Here is a 25,268-nt window from a genome sequence, read left to right as displayed (position 1 = left end):
GCCTTATGCTGGTCGATGCAGCTGGTTCGCCCGGCGCGGTCATGAGGAGCCCCGAAGACCGTTCCCGGCGTCGAAGCCCCGTCAGCGCAAGCTGTCGGAGTGAGAGGGAACCCGGTGAAAATCCGGGACTGTCCCGCAGCGGTAAGCAGGAACGACCGCCGTTTATGTGCACTGGGCATCCGCCTGGGAAGCGACGGCCAGTAGGTTCGATCCAACTCGATCGAGTGCCCGCGAGTCCGAAGACCTGCCGACTGTGTCGGGCACGCCGTGCCCGACGGTCCACCGCCTCGTGGAATGGGCGTGTAGATCTCCATCGGACCTCGTGTGCGGTGCGGGCAGTACTGTCCGCCGAAACTCGAGGTCTCGTGAGGTGTACCCGTCTGCCGGCAGTGGCCATCAATGCATTGGCAATCTGGAGAAACTCCGTGACAACAACATTCACTTCGACCGTGCTGGGCTCACCGCGCATCGGTCCTCATCGAGAACTCAAGCGGGCAACCGAAAGCTACTGGGCAGGGCGCATCGACGCCGACGCCCTGCAGGCTGTCGCCCGTGACCTCCGTCGGCAGGGCTTGGCCGACCTCCGTGACCTGGGCCTCGACTCCATCCCGGTCAATACCTTCTCCTTCTACGACCAGATGCTCGACACCGCAGTTCTTCTCGGCGCGCTGCCCGACCGCGTCGCGTCGGTCGCCGATCCGTTGGACCGCTACTTTGCCGCTGCCCGTGGGACGGACACCATCGCGCCACTCGAAATGACGAAGTGGTTCGACACCAACTACCACTACCTGGTGCCGGAGATTTCACCGTCCACCACGTTCGCACTCGACCCGTCCAAGGTCTTGTCCGAACTGGCAGAAGCACTTTCCGACGGCATTGCAGCCCGCCCGGTCGTCATCGGACCGGCCACCTTCCTGCTGCTCTCGAAGGCTGTCGGCACAGACGAGCCGCTGCTCTCGCGGCTCGACGAACTACTCCCCCTCTACGCGGATCTACTCGGTCGGCTCGCGAAGGCCGGTGCGAGCTGGGTTCAGCTCGACGAACCCGCCCTCGTGGGCGATCGCACCGATGAGGAAATCGAAGCGGCACGCGCTGCGTACGAACAGCTTTCAGCGCTGTCCAAGCGGCCGTCGATCCTGTTGGCGTCGTACTTCGGTTCGCTGCGTGACGCGTTGCCCGCGCTTGCGTCCACCGGCGTCGAAGGATTTGCCGTCGACCTGGTGGCCGGTCAGGATTCGATCGGCTCCGTACCTGAACTCGCCCGCAAACTAATCGTCGCCGGAGTGGTCGACGGACGAAACATCTGGCGGTCCGATCTGGACTCGGCACTGAGCACTTTGGGTGCCTTGCTCGGCAGCGTGGACACGCTTGCCGTCTCCACGTCGTGCTCCCTGCTGCACGTTCCGTACACACTCGACGCTGAGTCCGATGTCGACAAGGCCCTGCGCTCCTGGCTCTCGTTCGGCACCGAGAAGGTCAAGGAAGTAGTAACTCTCGCAACCGCTCTCACACAGGGCCGAGAGTCGGTGGAGGACGAGTTCGCTCTGGCACGAGCGGCCGCGTCGACCCGCAAGGACGATCGCAGACTCAATGATGCGAGTGTTCGAGGCCGTCTGGACGCGGTGCTGAACTCGGCAACCGGTCGCGCGCCCGCCGCCGAACGTCGCGCTGCCCAGGACGAGCTGCTTTCTCTGCCGCCGCTGCCCACGACGACCATCGGTTCGTACCCGCAAACCTCGAAGATCCGCATCGCTCGCGCAGCACTGCGCAAAGGTGAGATCGACGAAGCCGAGTACGTCAACCGTATGCGCGCCGAGATCGCCGAAGTTGTTGCGCTCCAGGAAAAGCTGGACCTGGACGTGCTTGTTCACGGTGAGCCGGAACGCAACGACATGGTCCAGTACTTCGCGGAGCAGTTGGACGGATTCTTCGCCACCGCCAACGGTTGGGTCCAGTCGTACGGCACCCGCTGCGTGCGTCCGCCGATTCTGTACGGCGACGTCTCGCGCGCGAAGCAGATGACCGTCGACTGGATCACGTACGCACAGTCCCTGACCGACAAGCCGGTCAAGGGCATGCTCACCGGACCCGTCACCATTCTGGCCTGGTCGTTCGTCCGCGACGACCAACCCCTCGCCGACTCGGCAAATCAAGTCGCACTGGCCATTCGAGACGAGACCGTCGATCTGCAGGCCGCCGGAATCGGAATCATCCAGGTCGACGAACCGGCTCTGCGAGAACTACTCCCACTGCGTGCCGAGGATCAGCGCGCCTACCTGGACTGGTCGGTCGGCGCCTTCCGGTTGGCCACCTCGGGCGTCGCGGATTCCACCGCGATCCACACGCACCTGTGCTACTCCGAGTTCGGAGCGGTGATCGGCGCCATCGCCGGCCTCGACGCGGACGTCACGTCCATCGAGGCGGCACGCTCACACATGGAGGTCCTCGACGATCTCAGTTCGGTCGGGTTCGACCTCGGCGTCGGCCCCGGTGTCTACGACATCCACTCGCCGCGGGTGCCGAGCGTCGACGAGATCGCGGAGTCGCTACGCGAAGCACTCAAAGCTGTTCCGGTCGAACGATTGTGGGTCAACCCCGACTGCGGATTGAAGACTCGCGGTTCCGTCGCGGTCGAAGCGTCACTGCGTAACCTCGTCGAAGCCGCGAAGGTGGTACGAGCGGAGCTTTAGGGGCGAAGCCCCGGTGCGCCTTTTTGGTGGTGGGCACTACCAAAAAGGCGCACGGGGGGTCAGCTCAACCACGTGTTGCCGAAGAGCAGAATCCCGTCCGCACTCGGCATCACTCCGTGCACGTTCTCGCGCCACGGGATGAAAACCTTGCCGGAGTTGACCACGGCCATCGGCGCCGTCTCGTTGACCACGGTCTGAATATCGTCGATGACGGCTCGCCGCTCATCCTCGCCCGACGCTGTTTGCAACTTGCCGAGCAACTCGTCCATCCGAGCGTTCTTGTAGCCGAGAATGTTCGACGGCGATTCGCTGAACAGGTTGCCGTACATACGCACGAACGGTGACTCTTCCAGCACGTTGAACGCGAAGTAGGACACGTCGTAGTCATGCTTCGCGTACAGCATGGAAATCAGATCGTTGATGCTGGTTGCGTAGGTGATGTCGACCGTGAAACCCACTGCCTGCAAGAGCGACTGAAACGTCAGTGCGCTGCGCTGCGTCGCCGGATCGTTCATACCGACGTACGTCAGTTTTCCGTCGTAACCGTCGGCCTTCGCCTCGGCGAGATACTTCTTCGCCGCCTCGGGGTCGAAGCCGTTCCCGGCCACCGATCCGTGCCACTGCGACCACGACGCGAACATGTCGGTGCCGGGTTCGCCGAAGCCGCCCTGAACTCGCTCGTTGAACGTAGTCGGGTCCACCGCAGCGACAATCGCCTTACGCACGCGCTCGTCCTTCGCTGCCCGATCGTCGCGCTGATTGATTGCCAGAACGCCGGCCATGCTGGCCGAGTACACAAATCCTGGATCACCGGCTTCGAAAGCCTCGTGTATGAAATCGGGAGACTTCAGATAGGCGACCTGAATTCCGTCGGTGTGCAATCCCTCGAGTTTGCTCTTCTCGTTGACGATTGCCGGAAAGCGCAACTTCTCGAGGTACGGTGCCCCGTCCCAGTACGTCGGACGGGCAGCGAGCACCAATTCGTCCTGGGAGGCGAACTTCTCGACGGTGAACGGACCTGCCCCGATCGGGGTGAACGTGCCGGTAGCCATCGACGAGGGCGCGACGATCATGCCGGGACCGGTGGTGAACATGATCGGGAACTCGTCCCACGGCTGCGCCAATGTGAAGACGACCGTACTCGGATCCGGTGAATTCGTCTCGCGCACAGTGGTCTTCCACACCAGCGCGTGAGTTCCCTTCTTCTGCAGATAGTGATCGATACTCCACAGGACTGCCGCACTGTCCATCGGAGTGCCGTCGCTGAAGGTGACGCCGTCGCGCAATTTCAGTGTCCACACCGTGTTGTCGCCGTTGGCCGACAAAGACTGCGCCAAGTGGGGAACGTATTCGCCCGCCGCCGTATCGAAGCGAATCAGAAGGTCGTAGATGGCCGCCATTTCGCTACCACCGGTAGCGCCGCCGTCCTGACGGTCAGCCGGATCGAGACTGCTGATCCCGTTGTAGGTGGCAAACGACACGGTGCCACCCGAGCGCGGCTCTCCCCCGTTGTTCTGGTCACCGACAACTCCGACCGTCACGTCCGATGCATCCGTGGTCGTACCTTGGCTGCTACCGGCGCACCCCGTCACCACCAGTGTCGCCGACGCCAGGACAACCATCCAGATTCGAGAGCGAGCTCGGTACGAGCGCTTCATTGCGACTCACTTTCACAGTTCACGGACACGTCGATCCTTGGATCGGACATCCCGGCAGTTTTGTAAGTGAATTCTAGGTAAGGACGCTCCCTGCGTCTTCGTTTTCACAAAGCTGCAGCGATGATTCGCATTCACAGCGAGAGAAACAAGAACTGAATTCTAGAGTGACATCGTTCAGCGAAGTACCAGTCCGATGACGTCTTCGACGTTCCGCTGGGCCTCTGCGAACCCGATCCGGCCACTGGTCCACAGTGCAAGGGCCGTCAACATCGTGCCGCCCATTGCCACGGCCGCAACCCGCGCCGTCTCGGCCGGAATACCGTCCATCAATTCGAACAGCATTCTCCGATGGGCAGCCGCGCGCTGATCCAACGACTCGATCACGAACTGATCCGAGGACGAATGGAGTTCGATCTCGAGTCGAGCGAAGTGAGGCCTACGCTCGAATGCCTTCATCTCGCGGCGATGAAGTGCCAGAACCCGTTCGTACGCGTTGCTCTCTTCGCCGCCTGTTCGCGACTCCTCAGGACGACGAGCCGATTCGAGCCCGCTCCACGCCGTCATCGCCGCAGCAAGAAGTTGCTGTTTGGTCGGAAAGTAGCGATAGAGAGTGCCTAGCGCCACGCCTGAACGCTCCGACACTTCTTTCATCTGGATTCGATCCGACGGCATCTCTGCAAGCATCTCGACCACCGCCGTGGTCAATCGTCGTCTCCGCTCGAGTTGCCCCACCGACATGAGGTCGGTATCCAGGGGAAACTCGTCGCTGCGCACAGTCACGCGCGTCACGATAGTTCAGAACCTCGACCGCAGTGCCAGGTTGCGAAGTTTCATCAGAACCCCGAAATCTAGTACATAGATTAATCACCTGCCGATCGCGCTAGGGTTAGTCCATGAATGACCGGACAACCGATGACCAGTCAACCGTCGGCGAACTCAATTTCTGGTCGTTCATCGAACTGGCCAACAAAAAGCTGGCCACCGAACACGGCTTTCGCGATCAGCTCGCCACCGAGGTTCTCCTGACGCTCAACCGAGCCTCCAACGTCGTCACGTACGATCTCGAGTCGTCGATCCACCGCCCTCGAGGCTGGTCATGGTCCTCCTTCCGACTGTTGTTCGTCACCTGGCTGGCCGGTCCGATCGAGCCGAAGGCAGCCGCCGAGCTCACCGGAATGAGTAGGGCAGCGGTCTCCAATCTGTCCAAGTCGCTGCTGGCAGACGGATTGATCGATCGTCGGCCCACCGAGAACGACGGCCGTTCGGTCCAGCTGTACCTGACCGACAAAGGCCGAGAAGCCATGGTCGAAGCGTTTCGCGAGCAGAACGAACGCGAACACGCCTGGGTCAGCGTCCTGAGCGAGGCCGAACAGCGAATTCTTGTCATGCTCCTGGACAAACTGATCACCAACCGCAGCCAGTTCGACGTACGCGGACGTAACTGACATAGACCCGAACCCCCTTGAAGGGTTGCGCCCATCACATCATTTTAGTTAATGTATTTACTATCTGGTGGAGGTGAGCCAGGCAGAACAGCACAGAAGGAGCCCCGTCATGGCGTTCTATCGACAACTCGGCAACATCCCACCGAAGCGTCACACCCAACACCGTGACGAGTCCGGCAACCTCTACTACGAAGAACTGATGGGAGAGGAAGGTTTCTCCTCGGATTCTTCGTTGCTCTACCACCGCGAGATCCCGTCGGCCATCGTCGACGCAACGGTCTGGGAACTGCGCGATCAGAGCACAACCCCCAACCATCCCCTCAAACCGCGCCATCTGAAACTCCACACGCTGTTTCCCGAAAGCACCTGGAACGAGACCGACGTGGTAACCGGCCGTCGTCTCATCCTCGGAAATGCCGACGTGCGACTGTCCTACGTCGTTGCGGCGGCGCCATCTCCCCTGTACCGCAATGCAATCGGCGACGAGATGGTCTACATCGAATCTGGCGAGGCGACCGTCGAGACTGTCTTCGGCACACTCGAGGCCTGTGAAGGTGACTACGTCCTGATCCCGATGTCCACAACGCATCGATGGATCCCCAAGGGTGACAAACCACTTCGTGCCTACGCCATCGAAGCGAACAGTCACATCGTCCCGCCCAAGCGCTATCTTTCCCGCTTCGGCCAGCTACTCGAGAACGCACCGTTCTGTGAACGAGACCTGCACGGACCGACCGCGCCCATGATCGCCGAAGGCACCGACATCGAGGTACTGGTCAAGCACCGCACGTCGGCGGGCATCGTCGGCACCCGAATGGTTTATCCCACGCACCCTTTCGATGTCGTCGGTTGGGACGGATGCCTGTACCCGTACACCTTCAACATCTCCGACTACGAGCCGATCACGGGCCGTGTTCACCAGCCGCCGCCCGCGCATCAGGCATTCGAGGGGAACAACTTCGTGATCTGCAACTTCGTGCCCCGCAAGGTCGACTACCACCCCCTGTCGATCCCCGTGCCGTACTACCACTCGAACGTCGACTCGGACGAGATCATGTTCTACTGCGGCGGAGACTACGAGGCACGCAAGGGTTCCGGCATCGGGCAGGGTTCGATATCGATTCATCCCGGCGGCCACGCCCACGGCCCACAACCCGGCGCATACGAGCGAAGCATCGGCGCCGAGTTCTTCGACGAGCTGGCCGTGATGGTCGATACGTTCCGGCCCCTCGAATTGGGTGAGGGAGCCTTGGCCTGTGAAGACGAAGCGTACGCCTGGAGTTGGGCAGGGCGGGGGCCTCAGCAATGACGATCATCTCCGCACTCCTGCGCGGCCTGTGCGACGACGCAGCACTCTTCCCACCCGGCAATGCTCCTCTCGCCGAGGCAGTTCCGGCCCACGCGGCCTACCAGCAGGCGGACTATGACGCACTGGTCGGGCCCTTCGTCTTTCCCGCGCCGCGATTGAGCGAACTGGCCGCGTACGTTTCAGCTGACAACCCGGTGACGCTGAGTCTGACTGTGCCGGCCGGTCCAGCCGATACGGCGGCGGCACTGTCGAACGCGCTCGCTATCCCCGGTGTCAGCGTCGCCGCCGTCGAAGTGGGAATTCCTGACGGGTTGGACGCCGAAGCCGCCTTCGAGGAACTCGCTCCCGTCCATGCCGCTCATCCCGACCTGGACATTTTTGTCGAGGTACCCCGCGGTGATCGACGCATGGACTTTCTGACGGCGCTCGAAACCGCCGGGTATTCCGCGAAGTTTCGCACCGGAGGAATTGTCGCCGAAGCGTACCCGGACGAGGACGAGCTCGCCGACGCCGTGATATCCGTTGTCCGAGCGGGTATCCCGTTCAAGGCGACCGCGGGACTGCATCACGGCGTGCGCAATACCGATCCGGAGACAGGTTTCGAGCAGCACGGCTTCCTCAACATCATGGTGGCCGTCAACGCTGTGAGGCGGGGCGCCGACCGCTCGGAAGTTGTTGCTGCTCTGGCGCAACGCGATGGCGAATCGATCGCGCAAGCCCTGGCCGAACTGACCGCGGACGAGGCCGGCGAGGTGCGTCGCCGCTTCCTCTCGTTCGGGACTTGTAGCATTTCGGACCCTCTCACCGAGCTCGAAGGTCTCGGATTGATCGTCCGCTCCGACAAAACCGAAGGAACACTCGTATGACCGTCACGACCATCGACATTCCCGCCGACTCGTTGTTCGGGATCGACAATCTGCCATACGGCATCTTCTCCCCCGCCGGAGGATCACCGCGTGTTGGTGTTCGGGTCGCCGACTCGGTGGTCGATCTCGCAGCGACACTGGGAGATTCCGTCTTCGCCGAACCGACTCTGAATGCGTTCATGGCGCTGGGCCGAGATCAGTGGGTATCGGTGCGTAATCGGATCACGGATCTAGTGAACGGCGAAATAGACTCGGACGCAGTGTTTCCCGTCGACTCAGTCACAATGCACTTGCCGATCGCGGTGGCCGACTACGTGGATTTCTACGCGTCGGAAAATCATGCGACCAACCTCGGACGCCTGTTCCGACCCGACGCTGCCCCCTTGATGCCGAACTGGAAGCACCTTCCGGTCGGATACCACGGGCGCTCGAGCACCATCGTCGTCTCCGGCACCGATATCGTTCGCCCCTGCGGACAGCGCAAGTCACCCGATCAGGAAAACCCGGATTTCGGACCGTCCCGCCGCCTCGACATCGAGGCCGAAATGGGCTTCATCGTCGGAACTCCCTCGAAGATGGGCGATTCCATCACCCCGGACGACTTTGCCGAGCACGTCTTCGGCGCCGTCGTCGTGAACGACTGGTCCGCCCGGGACATCCAGGCGTGGGAATACGTCCCTCTCGGCCCGAATCTCGGGAAGAGCTTCGCGACGTCCATCTCTGCGTGGGTTGTCCCGTTACTCGCGCTCGAAGCTGCCCGAATCGATACGCCGGTGCAGGACCCCGAACCTCTCTCTTACCTGCGCGGCGAGGAGAAGTGGGGGTTGGACATCGACCTGGCCGTCGAATGGAACGGTCACGTCGTCTCCCGGCCGCCCTACGCCCAAATGTACTGGTCGCCGGCGCAGATGCTCGCGCACACCACTATCAACGGCGCAGCAGCGAGCACCGGCGATCTCTTTGCATCCGGAACCATTTCCGGACCGGACAAGGATCAGCGCGGCGCCTTCATCGAACTGACCTGGGGTGGCAAGGAACCCGTGACCGTGGGCTCCGAGACTCGAACCTTTCTCGAAGACGGCGACACCATCGCCATCTCGGCCACCGCTCCCGGCGTCGGGGGATCACGAATCGGCTTCGGGGATGTTCACGCTCGGATCCTGCCGGCAACGCAAACCGAAAGATAACGATTGACAACTGTTTGATTCACGCTGATCTGATGTCCGGAATTCCTTGCCTCACGATTCTCCGAAGATAAGCTGGACTAACCATCCAGAGCGATCGAGAGTCCTGGCTCCGTGACGTCGCAGCAACCCCCTCTGCTGAGGTGCGGGTGCTTTCTGCCAGGTCCGATGGAGGACTCGTGCCAGGCGATCGACCCCGTACCTCAGTGGGGACAGCAGCTGTCGTCGTGATCGTGGGCGGTGGCCCCCGCGGGACCGGCGTACTCGAGCGAATCCTCGCTCACGAATCGGTGAACGCCGATCCCGTACCGATCGACATTCACGTCGTGGACCCGTATCCGGCAGGCGCCGGCCGCATTTGGCGAGGCAGCCAGGCGCCGCTTCTGTGGATGAATTCGACAACCGCGGACGTCACGATGTTCACCGACGAGACCACCGCCGTGACCGGCCCGGTGCTGCCGGGTCCGACCCTCGCGGAATGGGTCGCCGAGCACTCGACTGAACTTGCCGAATTTCCCGAAATCGCGGCAGAAGTTCCGATGATCACCCCGTCGTCGTTTGCATCGAGGTCACTACAGAGCCGATACCTGAACTGGGTGTTCCAGACCGCGGTCGACTCTGCACCAGCGCACGTCGACGTTCGGGTTCATCGACGATCCGTGGTCGACATCGTGAACGTCGGCGAGATACAGACGGTTCATCTGGACGACGGAGTTGTCATCGAAGCGACGGCCGTCCTTCTCGCGCAAGGGCACCCCGATGCGTTGGCTGCCCCGCGTGAAACCGCGCTGACCAGCTTCGCGTCCGAGCACGGGTTGACCTACGTAGGTCCGGGATACACCGCCGACCTCGACGCCGATGTCATTCCCGAACGCGAACCGGTTCTGATCGCCGGGCTCGGGCTGGCTTTCATCGACTGGATGGTTCTCCTCGCCGAGAGCCGCGGCGGCGTCTTCGAACGCGGTGAGGACGGCACCCTCACTTACACTCCCTCGGGTCGGGAACCTCTGTTGTACGCCGGATCTCGTCGAGGCGTGCCGTACCACTCCAAGATTTCGTACTCGATCGCCGACGCGCGGCCACCGCTACCCCGGTTCTTCACCGCTGATCTTGTGCCCGGCGACGGGCCGTTGGATTTCCGAAACGACATCTGGCCGCTGGCGTCGAAAGAATTGGCAGGCGCCCACTATCACGAACTGTTCGCGTCGCACCCGGATCGGACGGTGGGCACCTGGGAGGAGTTCGACGCCGAATTCGCCTCGCTGGCTTGGGGATCGTCTCGATTGCAGGAACTGGTCGAGAACGCAGTTCCGAAGCCGGAAGACCGTATCGATCTCGAGCGACTGAACCGCCCACTCGGCGGTGAGCGCTACGACGGACTTGCCGAGGTCCAATCCCGGATCAACGAATACATCTCGGCAGACGTCGCGCGGAGGTCGGACCCGTATTTCAGCGCCGACGCCGCTGTCTTCTCAGCGCTGCTGTCGACGTACATGACTGTCGGAGAATTGCTGCGGCGCGGCAGAATCCCGGCCGAATCCGTCGCCAAGGACGTCGAGGGTTGGCTTCATTCGTTCTTCAGCTTCATCGCCAGTGGTCCGCCACCCGAGCGACTGGAACAGTTGATCGCGCTCAACGAGGCCGGCATCGTCCAGTTCCTCGGGCCGGATTCGGCGTTCTCCACCGAAATCGACCCGGTAACGGGGGCTGGGATCTTTGTCGCTCGTAGTGCGTCGCACACCGACATCGTGGCCGCGAACACCCTCGTCGAAGCACGCTTGCCGGTTGCGTCCATCAGCGCGAGCGGTGACTCGCTCCTGCGGACGCTTCACGGTCGGGGGGAGGCAGTCGAACTTCGTGCGACCGTCGACAGTTCGGCGAAGCTCGCCGTCGACGGTACTTCACGAATTCTCGACCAGGACAACACAGCTCATCCTCGCCGCTTCGCGGCCGGGCCGTGGGTTGCAGGCCACAACTGGTCGGCGGCTTTCCCTCGTCCCCGTACCAATGCGGGGTTTTTCCGGCACAACGACGCCCTGGCGGCGGAGATTTTGGGCGCTGCGCGCCTGTGAGCGGTTAGGGAGTCCAGGGACTCCCTAACCGCTCACGGGGGCTGTGCCCCTCCTAGCTGAACACCAACTCACCCTCGTCAACCGCGACGGTGATGCTGCCGCCCTCTTCGAGGAGATCATCGAGCAGCATGTCGGCGATCTTGTCGTCGACCACACGCTGAATCGAACGACGCAACGGGCGAGCCCCGAACTCGGGTTGATGCCCGTGCTCGGCAATCCAGTCCACTGCGTCGGCGGTGAACTCGATGTCGATGCCCTTGGACTGCAACCGCTTCCGGCTGTCGTCGAGCAACAGATCAGTGATCCGGTGCAGTTGCTCGGTGTCGAGCTTGCGGAAGATCACTATCTCGTCGATGCGGTTGAGGAACTCCGGCCGCATCGATTCGCGCAACCTGGCCATCACGCGGTCGCGCAGTGGCTTCTCCGCCGACTCTGCATCACCTGTGGTGAAGCCCAGTCCACCGGACTTGCTCGAAATGATGTCCGAGCCGAGATTGCTGGTCATGATCACGACGGTGTTCTTGAAGTCCACCGTCCGACCCTGGCCGTCGGTCAGACGCCCGTCGTCGAGCACCTGGAGCAAGGTGTTGAACACGTCCGGGTGTGCCTTCTCGATCTCGTCGAGCAGGATCACCGAGTACGGGTTACGACGCACCTGTTCCGTGAGCTGCCCGGCCTCGCCGTAGCCGACGTATCCGGGAGGAGCACCGACCAATCGGCTGACCGTGTGCCTCTCACCGAACTCACTCATGTCGAAGCGCAGCATCTTGTTCTCGTCACCGAAGAGTGTGGCAGCCAGAGCTTTTGCGAGCTCCGTCTTGCCGACACCGGTAGGTCCGAGGAACAGGAAGCTACCGACGGGACGATCCGGATCGCTCATACCGGTCCGGCTACGACGCACCGCACGCGCGATTGCGCGAACGGCGTCATCTTGCCCGATGACACGACCGTGCAGTTCCTCTTCCAGACGGCGCAGGCGATCTTTCTCTGCTTGAGTCATCTGGCTGGCCGGAATACCCGTGGCACGGGCGACAACTTCGGCGATCTGTTCAGCAGTCACATCCGGAGTTTCCTCGGAAGGAACCGAGGACCCTGCCTTCTCGAGACGCTTTGCGACGCCGTTGATCTCGTCACGCAGGGTCGACGCCTTCTCGTACAATTCGTCGGCGACGGCTTTCTCCTTGTCGCTCTCGAGCTGCTCGAGACGTTGCTGCAGAGCAGCGGTGTCCACGGTGGCCGTCTTCAACCGAAGCCTGGCGCCGGCCTGGTCGATCAAGTCGATTGCCTTGTCCGGCAAGAACCTGTCGCCGATGTAACGTGCCGACAGCTCCACCGCAGCGGTGATCGCCTCGTCGGTGTAGTGCACCTTGTGGTGATCCTCGTACCGACTGCGCAGCCCGCTCAAGATCGCGATTGCGTCCTCGATCGACGGCTCTCCGACCTGTACGGGCTGGAAGCGCCGCTCGAGCGCGGGATCCTTCTCGATGTTCTTGCGGTATTCGTCGAGCGTGGTGGCGCCGACGATGTGCAGTTCACCGCGAGCGAGCTTGGGCTTGAGGATGTTTCCGGCATCCATCGCACCTTCGGCGCCGCCTCCGGCACCGGCGATGGTGTGCATCTCGTCGATGAAGACGATCAGCTCGTCCTTGTGTGCGGTGATCTCGTCGATCACCTTGGTCAGCCGTTCCTCGAAGTCTCCGCGGTAGCGAGTACCCGAGACCATGCTCGAGAGTTCGAGCTGGACTATCCTCTTGCCCACCAACGATTCCGGGACATCCCCGTCGACGATGCGCTGGGCGAGACCTTCGACGATGGCAGTCTTGCCGACGCCTGCTTCACCCACCAGGACGGGGTTGTTCTTGGTGCGGCGGGAGAGGATCTCGATGGTCTGTTCGATCTCGTCGGCGCGGCCGATCACCGGATCGACGCCGCCGTTGCGTGCGCGATCGGTGAGATCGACGCCGTACTTGTCGAGCGTCGGTGTGGTGGACTCGTCTTCGACTGGACCGGCTGCAGGATTCTGAACCGCTGCCTGCAGCTTCTCCGGCGTGATGCCGGCCGAAGCGAGCAGACGACCCGGAACATGATCGGGGTCACCAGCCAATGCGATGAAGAGGTGTTCGGGATCGATGTACGTCGATCCCAGGGCTCGGGCCAGTTGATGAGCCTCGAGTAGAGCGGTTTTCACGGCGCTGCTGAGCGCAGGAGCAGAGTAGGCCCCCTGCTCACGGCCTTGTGGCAGCCGCAGATCGACGGCGTCGACCACGGATTTCGGGTCGGCTCCGGCGCGCTGCATGAGCGTGCGGACCGGATCCTGCTCCGCCATGACGCGGAGAAGGTGCAGTGCATCGAGATCCGAATCACCGCGAGCAGCCGCTACACGTGCAGCGTCAGCCATGAGTTGCTGGGTGGCCCTGCTCATGAGCCGGGAAATATCGATGCGACCGGGACCCTCGGGCCCGAAGAATGCTGGCATTCCGAAGCCTCCTTGCAGAAAGTTGAGCGTTACTGACTCAATTAACGTGCATGGGGCTCGATCAATTCCCGCGGGCTCAGATTTGTTTCAACACCTTCGGGCCACAGATCGTTCTCAACTACCGAAGGATCCGGTAGATCGACCGACCGGGTACGCCTCGACGTGCATGATCACCGATCCCTCGCAGGGACCACTCGCGATGTCGGTACGCCACGAACCTTTCAGACTGCCATCGGGCTGAGGTGTGTAATACGCCTCGGAGTGCGCCGGTGCCCACACCTTGGGCACGCCTTCCCCCTGGTAGCAATCCCACTCCCAGTCATAGGGGTGCACCCAACTGGTTCCGTCCCAGGTGTATCGCGCAGGCTGCGGCAACGTCGGATTGGCGGGAGCCGGACCGCCGACCACTGTGGCGATACAGACTCCGCTCGAGCAATCCGTCTCGAACGTGTATGTATCGGAGAAATCCGGCTCCCACTGGCTGGCGGCCAGACTTGTGCCCGTCTTGGTCGCGGCGAAACGCTTGAGCGAGTAATCACCGGACCAGTTCGCATCCGCAGCCCCCGCGGGCATCGCTCCGGCGACAAACCAAGTAGCAACGAGAGCAACCACCAGCAATGACTTTCGCATGCGTGAAGTGAATCACAAGCTATGTCCGAATTGTCGGATACTGACCACAAGAACACCGACGACGATCAGCACCAGCGAAACCAACGGCAACGCTCCCGCACCCCTGTCCGCCAAGATCAGCCCGCCCACGACGCCGCCCGCTGCGATCGCCGCATTGAAGATCGTCACGAAAACCGATTGCGCAGTGTCCACAGCGTCGCCCGTCGTGTCGGCGAGCGCAGTCTGAAGGAGAGTGGGAGCGCCTCCGAATGCCACGCCCCATACCGCAACGCTGACTGCGATCACTGCGAAGCTGTCACCGCCGACGCCCAACGCCGTCAAAGCTGCGGCAAAGACCACCAAGCTCAGCACGGTGAGACTTCGAAGGGCCCGGTCGACAAACACCCCGACCACACCGATGCCCACGAAGGCGAAAAGTCCGAACACGAACAAAACGATTCCCAACCGATCGCCGAAACCGATGCGATCCAGAAACGCCGCCAGATACGTGTACACGATGTTGTGCGCGAAGATCCACAAGAACGCGACAAACAGAATCGGTCGTACGCCCGGCAGGACCAGGACTTTCCGCACCGACAGCTGCCGATCCGCTTGTTGCCCGGGAAAGTCCGGCATCACCGTGAGTATCCACACGACCAGAAGTAGCGCAGCAACCGACATCACGGCGAAGACTACGCGCCAATCGGCCAGGGTCCCGAGCCACGCACCCATCGGAACGCCGATTGCCAGCGCGATCGGCTGTCCGACGGAGGCAACCGCAACGGCCCGCCCCTGCAGATGAGGGGGCGCCATCCTGCGTGCGTACCCCGCAAGCAACCCCCACACCACACCTGCTGCCATGCCCGCCAGAAACCGAACACCCAAGGTGAGAACAAGATTCGACGACAGCGCTGTCACCAGATTGAAGACACCGAATCCAACAGTCGCCGACACCAGGACAGCACGCCGTCGCAGTCCTCGGGTCAATGCGATCAGTGGTACCGCCCCGACGACCGAGCCCAACGCGTATGCAGTGACCAATTGCCCGGCGCCGGAGACAGATACGGACAGCCCTGACCCGATCTGCACCAGTAGTCCGGCCGGCATGGTTTCGGTTGTGATTGCTATGAAACCTGCCATTGCGAGTGCCGACAACCCGGCCAGCGGTAGCGTCCGGACGGAATCGGTCTCCGCCAGTGCCGAAGTCGCAGTCCCGTCCGAGTTCGCGCTCACCTCGTCGGCGTTTCGGGACTGCCTTCACCCGACTGGCCGGAACGGACCAGTTCTGCAATCGACGCCCAGTCCATCTCGCCCTGACCGTTCGCCAGAGCCTGAGCGAGCACGCCTCGAAGTACGCCGCCGAACGGCAAATCCAGATCGACGCTGTCGGCGGCGTCGAGCGCAAGCCTCAAATCCTTGAGGCCCAGAGTGGTGGTGAATCCTGCAGGCTCGTACTGACGCGTCGCGACGAGGTTTCCGTAGCTGGAGTAGACCGGCCCCGGGAAGATCGTCGAGGTCAGCAGTTCTACGAGTTGGCTTCCGTCCACACCTGACCTCTCCCCCAATGTGATTGCCTCACCCAAGGATTGAATCGCGGCAAGGATGAGGTAGTTACCGATGATCTTGACGATGTTGGCCTGCTCCGGACGCTCACCTTGTGGCCACGTGCGAGCCCCGATGACGTCGAGGAAGGGTTGCACTCGCTCGAGGAGGGAACTGTCGCCGCCGGCGATGATGTTCAACTGGCCGGCCTGAGCAACAGAAACGCGTCCGAATACCGGCGCCGCGATGTACCCGATGCCGTACTCGGCGTGCAGTGCGGCGGCGCGCTTGGCAAGGCCGACGCTGACGGTGGCCATGTTGACGTGCACGGTTCCAGTCGGAACGGATGCGAGTACGGCGGGATCCAGAATGGCCGCAGACACGGCCGAATCATCCGCCAACATCGACAGCACAACACCGGACTGGAATGCCTCGGCAACGGTTTTCGCGCCGGTCGCCCCTTCCGCGACCAATTCGGCTACCGCTTCAGTGCTGCGATTCCACACCGTCACGTCGAAGCCTGCACCCATCAGATTTCGAGCGATGGGACGACCCATCGCACCCAAACCGACCACGGAAACAGAAGTCATGGATTTCCCTCTCGAAAATGCTGAACCATCTAAGACGGTTCAACACTCTCACACAGGTACAGTTGCTGTCGAACCGGTTGAGATGGTTCGCTACAAAGGAGGATGAAAGTGAACGAAGCAGGAGCTGATCAATCCGCTCGGGACGTGTTTCGACTCGACAACGACACGCTCGCCTTCCGCTTCACCGCCACCCTCACCAATCGGAACGGCTCGAGGTTCGAACGACTCACGAGCCCGCAGCGACTCGAATTATGGTTACGCGCCAACGATCTGATGGACACCCCAGCAACCGCGACAGAAGACGACCTCCGCGGCGCGCAGGATTTACGTGAGGCCATTCATCGCATCGGAACCGCCGTATGCGAGGACCGCCGCGCCTCACGCGCCGATGTCGGGATCGTCAACACCGCATCCGAACTCGGTGATGCCCACCTCGTCCTCGAGAGTGGCCGGGCCCTCTGGAAATCAGCCGGAGACAATCCGATCCGCGACGCTTTGTCGATAGTGGCTGCCGACGCGATCGCGGTGCTCGGTGGACCCGACCACGACCGCGTCAAAGCCTGCCAGGGCGACGGGTGCACCGGCCTCTACGTCGACACCAGCCGCGGCAACAACCGACGCTGGTGCTCGATGAACATCTGCGGAAACAAAGCCAAGAAATCCGCGATGACCGCTCGCGCCGACTAGCTCATCTCACCTTCACCGCGACTCCATTTCGCCGCCACTCCATTTCGCCGCCACTCGGTTCCACAGCTTCTCGATCGGCGTCGACAGCAGGAGAAGAAACAGCGGGAAGTACGACGTCACCGGAACGAGCACACTGACGAGCAGCGCCACCACCATGATCAGGAAAGTGACGATTTCAGCGGTGAAATGCGGCTTCGCATTCTCTTCACTCAACGAAGGGTTGCGAACCAGACCCCACGCGACCACCGCCAGGCACGCAGCACTGGCTGCCATTGTCCCGATGTAGAGAGCCCTGGTTCCGAGATCCTGCGACGGCGCTGCAACGAGCGCAGTCGGGAACGGCAAGAACACGATGGTCATCACCCACAACCCCAGCCCGCGCACAACCACCTTGTCTCCGTCGACCACGAAACGAAGCAGCCGATGCTGCGACCACCAGAGACGGAAGATCACCAGAAAGCTCAGGGCGAACGAATAGAACTGCGCAGCGTGATCGCGCAGGAGTTCCGACGTGGTGCCGTGGTGGTCACTGGTGAGTTCGACCAGCGGCAGGACGAGCAGCGTGATCGCAATGGCGACAATCGCGTCGACGAAAGTGACGTAGCGCTCGAAGTAGCGGGTGCGTTCCGCAATCTCAGCCATTGCGGAAGCATAAGCCTCACAACAGAAACAGACCGGCGACGCCACTTTGCGGGAGGCGGTATCCCGAAACATACAATTAACGAATCAAATTCGTTATACCCCTTGACCGAGGCAGGGCCCATCCCCATACTTAACGAATCACATTCATTAAGTGACTCGCATCACGCCATCAGGGGTCGGTTCCGCCACCCCCCTTCAGGACATGGGGTTGCCCTAGTGCCAATCAACGCTTCTGCGATTACGCAGTCCGACCGGGTTCCACTCACCGCCAACCGCGGTATTGCCGTCTTCAGCATCGGTGTCATGGGATTCATCACCGCGAACCTCATCCCCCTGATGATCGTGGCAATGGTCGAGGACCTCGGTGTCACCGAATCCGCCGCCGGTGCCGTCCTGACCGCATCGCTGCTGGTCTGCGCGTTCACCTGCCTCGCCACCACTCGTATCGCATCGGGTCGGCATCGTCATCTCCTCGGCCGCGTCAGCCTGATGGCAATGGCAGCCGCATTCGGCGTTGCGGCCATCGCACCGTCCACGATGATCGCGTGTACCGCGATCATCGTCGGCGGCATCGGCGCTGGCGGATCTGCATCCGTTGGTGGAGCGGCACTGGCCGCGCTCACGAACCCGGACCGGGCGTCAAGCATCAGCGGCCTCGTGAACCGTGTCGTCGTCACAGCCGTCCTCGCTCTCATACCCATCCTCGGCACACACATGACCAACGCATTCGGCATCGTCGCAGTCCTGGCACTGGCTACCGCAGCAACGGTCACCTGGTTGCCGTCATCCCCGGTGAAAGAGTCGCCGGAGACGGCGAAGTCCGCCAAGACGACCACCACTCTCCCCGCCGGGGTAAGCGCGAAACGACTCACTTTTGCCGGAACCGCATTTCTCGCGATGCTTGCAGTCTGGGCGATCAGCGAAGACTCACTGTGGGCAGTACTCGGCATCATGGGTTCCGAGCACGCCGGACTCTCGGATCAACAAATGAGTCTCGCGCTGAGCGCATCAACGGCGGGTGGCGTGCTCGCGGCTGTTACTTTGACCGCGTTGGGTTCTCGGGTCAGTCGGACAGTATCGATCTCCGTGCTACTGATACTCGGGGCAATCCTGAAGCTGTCTGCCAGCCTCACCACCGATCCCACGATCTACCTGGTACTGGTCATCGCCTGGAACACTGTCTACGCGGCCACGTTCATCGTCTTGGTTGCCATCTCGGCCGCGCTCGACGCCGCCGGCCGATGGTCGGCCCCACTACTGGGCACCTACCTCATAGGCTCCGCGTTCGCGCCACTGTTCGGCACTTCGGTGACGGCCAGCCTCGGGTATCCGACCTTCGGAGTCATCATCTCCGGGATCAGCTTCGTTCTATTAGTCCCGTTCGCCTTGGTTTCCCGACTCTCCGCACGTACCGAGGGTGCGTATCGTCACCACAGCGCCGCCATCACTACTACCGTCATCGCGTAAGGATCACGTAGAAGTCATGAATGACAGCTTCACTCACTACCGCAACGGAAAGATCTTCACGGCTGCCGACGACGGATGGGCCGAATCGATAGTCGTCGAGGACCACAAGCTCAGATTCGTGGGCGAAACCGTCTATGCCGATATCCTGGCTCCCGACGCCGAGGTGATCGATCTCCAAGGCGCCGTCGTGCTACCCGGTTTCGTCGACGCACATACACATTTGGTCATGATGGGATTCGCGCTGCAGAAGTTGGATCTGCGTGATGCCACCGATCTCGCCGACATTCAGTCCAGCATCAAGCAATTCGCGGAATCGAACCCGGATGCACCACGTCTGCTGGGTCGCAGTTGGTTGTTCTCCGCCCTGGATGGAGGGCACCCGACCCGAGAGATGATCGACGCCGTCGTACCCGATCGCCCGGTGTACCTCGACGCCAACGACGTACATTCGGTCTGGGTGAACACAGCAGCACTGCGAGAACTCGGCATCGACGCGGACACTCCCGATCCGATCGGCGGTCGTATCGGCCGGGATCCGGACACCGGAGAAGCCACCGGAATGCTGTACGAGACCGCCATGATGCTCTACGTCTGGCCGAAACTGGCGGAGCTCGCATCCGACGAGGACCGGGACGCCGCCCTCGCGCTCGCGTTCCGCCACTATCTCGAGGACGGCGTGACCGGCGCGGTCGACATGGCTCTCGGCGCGGACGAATTAGCTTCGCTGGAAAGAGCATTGGATGCAGGAGACGGCACATTGCCGCTGCGCGTCGCGGCTCACTGGCTGATGACCCGCGAGGACAACGAGGCTGACAACGTCCGACAAGTTCACGACGTGATCGAACTCCACGAGCGCGTCCAAGGTCCGTGGCTCCGTATCGCCGGAATCAAGATCATCATCGACGGTGTGATCGACAGCTGCACTGCCGCAATGAAAGAGCCGTACTCTGACGGCACCAACGCCGAGCCCATCTGGGATCTCGAGTCCTTGATCCCCGTCGTGACAGCCGCTGACGCCGCAGGCCTGCAGATCGCGATGCACGCGATCGGCGACGAGGCGTCGGAGATCGGATTGACGGCACTCGAGTACGCGATCGCCGTCAACGGAGACATTCCCCGCAGGCACCGAATGGAACACTTGGAGTCCATCACCCGGGACAACGTCGAAAGGCTTGCCCGCCTGGGAATCATCGCCTCGATGCAACCGGTTCACGCTGACCCTGCTATCCAAGAGAACTGGCAGGCGATGCTCGGCGACTACCGGGTGAATCGCGCGTACCCCTGGCCCGAATTCACCGAGGCCGGAGCGGTTCTGGCGTTGGGTTCGGACGCTCCGACGGCGCCCCACCCGCCGCTGCCGAACATGTTCATCGCCACCACCCGTCGATCCGCAATCGATCCGTCACTGGCACCCAACCTGCCGGGGTACGCACTCCCCCTCGCGGACGCGCTGGCTCACGCAACCCGCGACGCTGCCTACTCGTGCCGGTGGGAAGATGTGACCGGCCAATTGGTTCGGGGAAAAGCAGCCGATTTTGTCGTACTGAAACAAGATCCGTTCACCGAAGGGGTCGATTCTCTCCTGACCACGGAAATCGCGATGACCGTGGTTGCCGGATCCGTGCGATACGACTCCGCTCGCGCCACAAACGCCGAAGCCGTCAACACCGAAGCCCGATAGCTGATCGTTACCGGTTGTTCGATAACGCACGCATGCGGCCCGGCGACAGAACGAAGGAGGGACTTGAACACGTGAACCCACACACTCTGGAGGACGCATGCGCAGGAAAGCTCCGATTTCGGCCGCCGTCGCAGCCGCTGCACTGGTGACGGCCACTGCCCTGACGGTCGCCGGTTGCGGGTCGACCGAAGGAACACCCGAGGCGGCGGCTAGTTCAACAGCGTCAAGCTCAACGGCGTCGGCGACCTCGACGGCAAACGAATCCGGGACGACGGTAACGAGTTCTCCCCCGCCGCAATCGGGCACCCCAGCAAGCGAATCCGTGCCGGCGACGACGCCTGCAGTCCCGGCTTCGGGTCCCTGTCTCGACGTCGACTCCCCGGTTGTCACGGACGCAATCGGTACCTTGGGAACCGACGTCAACGGCGGCAGCTGGATACCGAGATCCGCGAGCGAGGAGCAGATCGGTAATTGTCCTGACCTGCTCTGGGTTTCGGTCGATGGTGACGGCGTGGGCGATGCGACGTATCAGTCACACGTCCTGTTCTTCCACGACGGGACTTACCTGGGCACGGCTACCAGCAAGCCGTACTCGTACACACACGTCATCGACAGCAACAAGAATTCGGTGTCCGTCCAATACCGATGGTTGCTCGACGACGACGCATTCTGCTGCCCTCAAGGCGGACCGAATATCGTGAATTTCACGTGGAACGGCAGCGCTGTGGTCGCCGACGGCCAGTTCCCGCCCTCCTGAACCCGTTTCCGTACGATACAGCTCTGAATACAACTGTGCCCCAGCGACAACGGTCGCTGGGGCACAGTCTTCTTCGATCTACTCGCTGACGCTCCTACTCACCGACACCGAGTTCGCGCAGGCGAGTCTTGTACAGCTCGATGTTGCCGAGCTTGATGTCCTCGTAGCCGCGAACCACGTCCGGCAGCGCCGCGATCTCGACGGCGCGATCGTATCCGTCGGTTGCGAGCGTACGAGAGAGATCAGCGATCATGGCCTCGTACTCGGCGAGCAGTTCACGCTCGACCTTGCGGACGTGCATGTAGCCGAAGGGATCGAGCTTGGTACCGCGCAGCTTCTTGCCCTTGGCCAGAACCTTCAGTGCAACATGCGACTTGGGCCCGAGGCCGATCTTCTTCTTGCGGCCCATCACTCGGAGGATCGGGGGGTGGAGCTTGTAGGTCAGGTTCTCCCCGGCCGGCACCTGCGACTTGACGTCTTCGATGAAGGCAGGATCGACCAGCATGCGAGCAACTTCGTACTCGTCCTTGTACGCGGTGAACTTGAACAGGCCGCGGGCGACCGCTTCACTGAAATCGGTCCGCTCGGTTGCGGCACGTTCAGCAGTCCAGACTGCCTGAACCTGATCGATGTAGCGCTGGGCGATCTTGACGGACTGGAACTCGATGAGCTGTGCCGCACGCAGTTCGACCAGTCGCAGGGTTTCACCGGTGAAGGTGGTTCCGGCGAACATGTGAGCCGGTGCGACAACGGGTTCGCGGACGGACTTGGCCGGCGTGGTGACCGCCGAGAACGCTGCAGTGTCGGCAATTGCTGCACGGCCCCAACGGAATGCCGCGATGTTCGCGTCCACGGCAACGCCGTTGATGCCGATCGCTTCTTCGATGGCCTCGGCCGGCAGACGAAGTCCACCGCTCTGGTAGGCAGCACCGATCAGCAGGAAGTTGGCGGCTGCGGTGTTACCGAACAACTCCTGTGCCGCGGCGAGTGCGTCGAACGAACGCAGGGTGCGCGACACCTTGTCGAGACGGGCGAGGAGTGACGTCTCCTCGGGGTAGCGAACAGCCTTGTCGTAGACCATGTCTCCGGTCGGCGTCTGCGACGTCGATGCGATGGAGACCGTCTTCTCGGCGTTGCCGTAGTCGAGGTTCTTGTTGTCCGTCGCGGTCAGCAGGTCGAAGGCGACGATGCAATCCGCGCTGCCCGGGGTGAGGCGGTTGGACGGCTCGAGCGCGCTGGAGCTGAAACGCAGGTGCGAGACAACCGGTCCGGCCTTCTGGCTCAGGCCGATCTGGTCAAGGCTCTCCACCTCGAGGCCGGCGCGCAGTGCCGCAGTTGCGAGCACCTGGTTGACGGTCACGATACCGGTGCCGCCGATGCCCGCGAGGAACACGTTCTGCGTGCTGGTGAGCGGTCCGAAATCGGGATCTGCGACGACGGGCGGGACGGGACGTGCGGCCTTGGGAGCCTTCTTGCCCGGCACCAGTTCGACGGTCACGAATGAGGGGCAATCGCCGTCCATGCAGGTGTAGTCCGTGTTGCAGGACGTCTGGTCGATCTTCGTCTTGCGACCGTACTCGGTGTCCACAGGCTGGACCGAGAGGCAGTTCGACTTCACACCGCAGTCACCGCAGCCCTCGCACACTGCCTCGTTGATGACGACGCGAGTGTTGCGAGTGGGCAGCGTGCCACGCTTGCGCTGGCGACGAGCGTCGGCCGCACAGTGCTGGTCGTAGATCAGTACGGTGACGCCCTTGATCTCGCGAAGCTCCTTCTGAGCCTCGTCGAGGCGATCGCGGTGCCAGAGCTTGGTGCCCTTGGCCAGGGCGCGCTTGTTGTGGCGCGAAGGCTCGTCGGCGCAGATGATGATCTGCTTGACGCCCTCGGTGGTCAGCTTGTGGCTGAGTTGAGCAACGGAGAGGGCACCTTCTGCGTCCTGTGCACCGGTCATCGCCACTACTTCGTTGTAGAGCAACTTGTAGGTGATGTTCACGCCTGCGGCGATGCATGCCTGGACAGCCAACTGACCGGAGTGGAAGAAGGTGCCGTCGCCGATGTTCTGGAACAGGTGAGGCACGTCGGTGAACGGTGCCTGCCCGATCCACTGGCTGCCCTCGCCGCCCATCTGCGTCAGGCCGGTGACAGCGCTGTCCTCACGGCCGGACATGGTGACGAGTGTGTGGCAACCGATTCCGCCGCCGCCGATTGAACCCTCGGGGATAGCGGTGGAACGGTTGTGGGGGCACCCACTGCAGAAGTACGCGGTTCGCTTGGCGGAGAGCACGTTCAGTGACAGCGGTGCCGGGAGGGTGCGCTTGAGCTCGACGTGCGGCTTCAGTACGCGCCGCAACGGGGCGAGCAGCCGGCCTGCGGTCAGTTCACCACTGGCAGGCATGAGCAGACGGCCCTGGCCGTCACGCTTGCCGATGATGCGAGGAGCATCGTCGGTGCCGTACAGGACTTCCCGGATCTGAGCTTCGATGAACGCGGTCTTGTCCTCGACCACGACGATCTGCTCGAGACCTTCGGCGAACTCCCTGATCTTCTCGCCCACGACGGGGTAGCACATTCCGATGCGAAGGAGACGGATCCCGGCGCGGTGCAGCGCCGCATCATCGACGCCGAGGTCTGCCAGAGCTTGGCGGACGGAGTCGAAAGTTGTACCGGTGGCGGCGATACCGATCTTCGCACCCGAGGGGTTGACCTCGATCACATCGAGATTGTTGGCAGTTCCGTACGCGTGAACAAGATCCCATCGCGGGCCGTACAGATCGGCCTCGGCAATGACACTGTCCGGCGGCGCAGCCATCTGACGCTGCTTGTAGACGAAGGGCTTGCCCTCGAACTGAACTTCCGGAACCACGATGTCGAAGTCCGCGATGCTCCCGTCGATCGTCCAGGCACCGTCGGCGACGTCGGCGACGATCTTCAGCGCTACGACGCAACCGGACACCCGCGAGAGTGCAACGGCGTGCATACCCATCGTGATGATCTCTTCGGCATTGCGCGGAAAGAGAACCGGCACACCCATCGCGGCAAGCGAGCGCTCGCTGACGGCCGGAACCGTGGAGGACTTCGACGCCGGGTCGTCGCCCACCAGCAGGACGACGCCGCCCTTGGGGTTCACGCCGTACATGTTGGCGTGGCGAATGGTGTCGGTAGCGCGGTCGACGCCGGGGCCCTTGCCGTACCAGACGCCGGTCACGCCGTCGTGGGTCGCGGTTCCGGCCGGGAGATCCGTCTGGCTTCCCCATACCGCGGTGGCAGCGAGCTCCTCGTTGAAGCCGGGGATGAAGGTGATGTCGTGTTCCGCGAGAACCTTGGGCATGCCGTGGAGCATCTTGTCGACGCCGCCGAGGGGGCTGCCCTGGTAACCGGAGACAAAAGTGGCAATACGCTTACCCGCCCGGATGTCGCGAACGTGCTGCTCGACGAAACCGCGTGCGATTGCCTGAACACCGGTCAGCAACACCGGTCCCGATCCCGACCGGTACCGATCATCGAGGTCATAGGGCTTGGCCTGGGCTACGCCCGACACCAGTTCAGTCATCGTGGACCACCGTTCCGTCTGCAGTGCATTTCAACTACCGTGC

Annotated in this window: 18 protein-coding genes and 2 riboswitches; of the genes, 10 read left to right on the top strand and 8 right to left on the bottom strand. The window is 62.3% G+C overall.

The genetic code is table 11. From position 1 onward, the window contains the following. The first annotated feature begins 57 nt into the window (after positions 1–57). Positions 58–266: riboswitch (cobalamin riboswitch) on the top strand. A 159-nt stretch (positions 267–425) separates the two neighbouring features. Continuing rightward, positions 426–2,690 (top strand): 5-methyltetrahydropteroyltriglutamate--homocysteine S-methyltransferase, encoded by a 2,265-nt coding sequence (gene metE, locus AC3WQS_RS03310; protein WP_492713107.1) that lies wholly within the window; start codon positions 426–428, stop codon positions 2,688–2,690. Between the two features lie 59 nt (positions 2,691–2,749). Here the strand turns inward: metE and AC3WQS_RS03305 are convergent, their stop codons facing one another. After that, a complete protein-coding gene (locus AC3WQS_RS03305) occupies positions 2,750–4,348 on the bottom strand; it encodes an ABC transporter substrate-binding protein (protein WP_492713106.1) in 1,599 nt (532 codons plus the stop codon). A 174-nt stretch (positions 4,349–4,522) separates the two neighbouring features. Further along, positions 4,523–5,137 (bottom strand): TetR/AcrR family transcriptional regulator, encoded by a 615-nt coding sequence (locus AC3WQS_RS03300; protein WP_029256072.1) that lies wholly within the window; start codon positions 5,135–5,137, stop codon positions 4,523–4,525. Between the two features lie 104 nt (positions 5,138–5,241). Between AC3WQS_RS03300 and AC3WQS_RS03295 the strand changes: the two genes are divergently transcribed. The 5 genes from AC3WQS_RS03295 (at position 5,242) to AC3WQS_RS03275 (ending at position 11,224) form a co-directional block, all read left to right on the top strand. Beyond that, positions 5,242–5,793, top strand: coding sequence for a MarR family winged helix-turn-helix transcriptional regulator (locus AC3WQS_RS03295; RefSeq protein WP_019745012.1), 552 nt, complete (start codon positions 5,242–5,244; stop codon positions 5,791–5,793). A gap of 109 nt (positions 5,794–5,902) precedes the next feature. Continuing rightward, positions 5,903–7,102, top strand: a complete 1,200-nt coding sequence (locus AC3WQS_RS03290; protein ID WP_019745013.1) for a homogentisate 1,2-dioxygenase — start codon at positions 5,903–5,905, stop codon at positions 7,100–7,102. After that, on the top strand, positions 7,099–7,968 hold the full coding sequence (locus AC3WQS_RS03285) for a hypothetical protein (protein WP_020970550.1): 870 nt from the start codon (positions 7,099–7,101) through the stop codon (positions 7,966–7,968). Before AC3WQS_RS03290 ends, AC3WQS_RS03285 begins: the two co-directional genes overlap by 4 nt. Next, positions 7,965–9,155, top strand: a complete 1,191-nt coding sequence (gene fahA, locus AC3WQS_RS03280) for a fumarylacetoacetase (protein WP_047889883.1) — start codon at positions 7,965–7,967, stop codon at positions 9,153–9,155. Before AC3WQS_RS03285 ends, fahA begins: the two co-directional genes overlap by 4 nt. 78 nt (positions 9,156–9,233) lie before the next feature. Next, positions 9,234–9,327: riboswitch (SAM riboswitch) on the top strand. A gap of 4 nt (positions 9,328–9,331) precedes the next feature. Next, positions 9,332–11,224 (top strand): FAD/NAD(P)-binding protein, encoded by a 1,893-nt coding sequence (locus AC3WQS_RS03275; protein ID WP_244891468.1) that lies wholly within the window; start codon positions 9,332–9,334, stop codon positions 11,222–11,224. A gap of 52 nt (positions 11,225–11,276) precedes the next feature. Here the strand turns inward: AC3WQS_RS03275 and AC3WQS_RS03270 are convergent, their stop codons facing one another. The 4 genes from AC3WQS_RS03270 to AC3WQS_RS03255 form a co-directional block, all read right to left on the bottom strand. Further along, positions 11,277–13,700 (bottom strand): ATP-dependent Clp protease ATP-binding subunit, encoded by a 2,424-nt coding sequence (locus tag AC3WQS_RS03270; protein ID WP_492713105.1) that lies wholly within the window; start codon positions 13,698–13,700, stop codon positions 11,277–11,279. Between the two features lie 114 nt (positions 13,701–13,814). Next, positions 13,815–14,330 (bottom strand): Rv2253 family sensor-like surface protein, encoded by a 516-nt coding sequence (locus tag AC3WQS_RS03265; protein ID WP_019745018.1) that lies wholly within the window; start codon positions 14,328–14,330, stop codon positions 13,815–13,817. A gap of 12 nt (positions 14,331–14,342) precedes the next feature. Continuing rightward, the gene (locus tag AC3WQS_RS03260; protein WP_492713104.1) at positions 14,343–15,542 is read right to left on the bottom strand and encodes an MFS transporter; all 1,200 of its coding nucleotides are present in this window, start codon (positions 15,540–15,542) and stop codon (positions 14,343–14,345) included. Beyond that, positions 15,539–16,441: an NAD(P)-dependent oxidoreductase gene (locus AC3WQS_RS03255; RefSeq protein WP_492713103.1), complete on the bottom strand. Its 903-nt coding sequence runs from the start codon at positions 16,439–16,441 to the stop codon at positions 15,539–15,541. Before AC3WQS_RS03255 ends, AC3WQS_RS03260 begins: the two co-directional genes overlap by 4 nt. A gap of 102 nt (positions 16,442–16,543) precedes the next feature. Here AC3WQS_RS03255 and AC3WQS_RS03250 point away from each other — a divergent pair, with 102 nt between their 5' ends. After that, a complete protein-coding gene (locus AC3WQS_RS03250) occupies positions 16,544–17,128 on the top strand; it encodes a CGNR zinc finger domain-containing protein (protein ID WP_021332152.1) in 585 nt (194 codons plus the stop codon). Positions 17,129–17,140: 12 nt separating this feature from the next. Here AC3WQS_RS03250 and AC3WQS_RS03245 read toward each other — a convergent pair whose 3' ends face one another. Further along, positions 17,141–17,770, bottom strand: coding sequence for a TMEM175 family protein (locus tag AC3WQS_RS03245; protein ID WP_195790538.1), 630 nt, complete (start codon positions 17,768–17,770; stop codon positions 17,141–17,143). 216 nt (positions 17,771–17,986) lie between these two features. Here AC3WQS_RS03245 and AC3WQS_RS03240 point away from each other — a divergent pair, with 216 nt between their 5' ends. From AC3WQS_RS03240 to AC3WQS_RS03230, 3 genes are all read left to right on the top strand, one after another. Further along, the gene (locus AC3WQS_RS03240; RefSeq protein WP_019745023.1) at positions 17,987–19,237 is read left to right on the top strand and encodes an MFS transporter; all 1,251 of its coding nucleotides are present in this window, start codon (positions 17,987–17,989) and stop codon (positions 19,235–19,237) included. Between the two features lie 16 nt (positions 19,238–19,253). Beyond that, entirely contained in the window at positions 19,254–20,918 is a 1,665-nt protein-coding gene (locus AC3WQS_RS03235; protein ID WP_492713102.1) for an amidohydrolase, read from the top strand. Between the two features lie 97 nt (positions 20,919–21,015). Continuing rightward, positions 21,016–21,675 carry an LppP/LprE family lipoprotein gene (locus AC3WQS_RS03230; RefSeq protein ID WP_492713101.1) on the top strand — a complete coding sequence of 220 codons (660 nt, stop codon included), beginning with the start codon at positions 21,016–21,018 and terminating at the stop codon, positions 21,673–21,675. Positions 21,676–21,769: 94 nt separating this feature from the next. On the opposite strand, the gene AC3WQS_RS03225 is transcribed toward AC3WQS_RS03230, so the two are convergent. Then, positions 21,770–25,225 carry an indolepyruvate ferredoxin oxidoreductase family protein gene (locus tag AC3WQS_RS03225; protein WP_020970559.1) on the bottom strand — a complete coding sequence of 1,152 codons (3,456 nt, stop codon included), beginning with the start codon at positions 25,223–25,225 and terminating at the stop codon, positions 21,770–21,772. Positions 25,226–25,268 lie beyond the last annotated feature (43 nt).

It is taken from the genome of Rhodococcus sp. FW305-130 (genome assembly GCF_058788335.1).
This window is presented reverse-complemented; position numbering and strand designations above follow the sequence as displayed.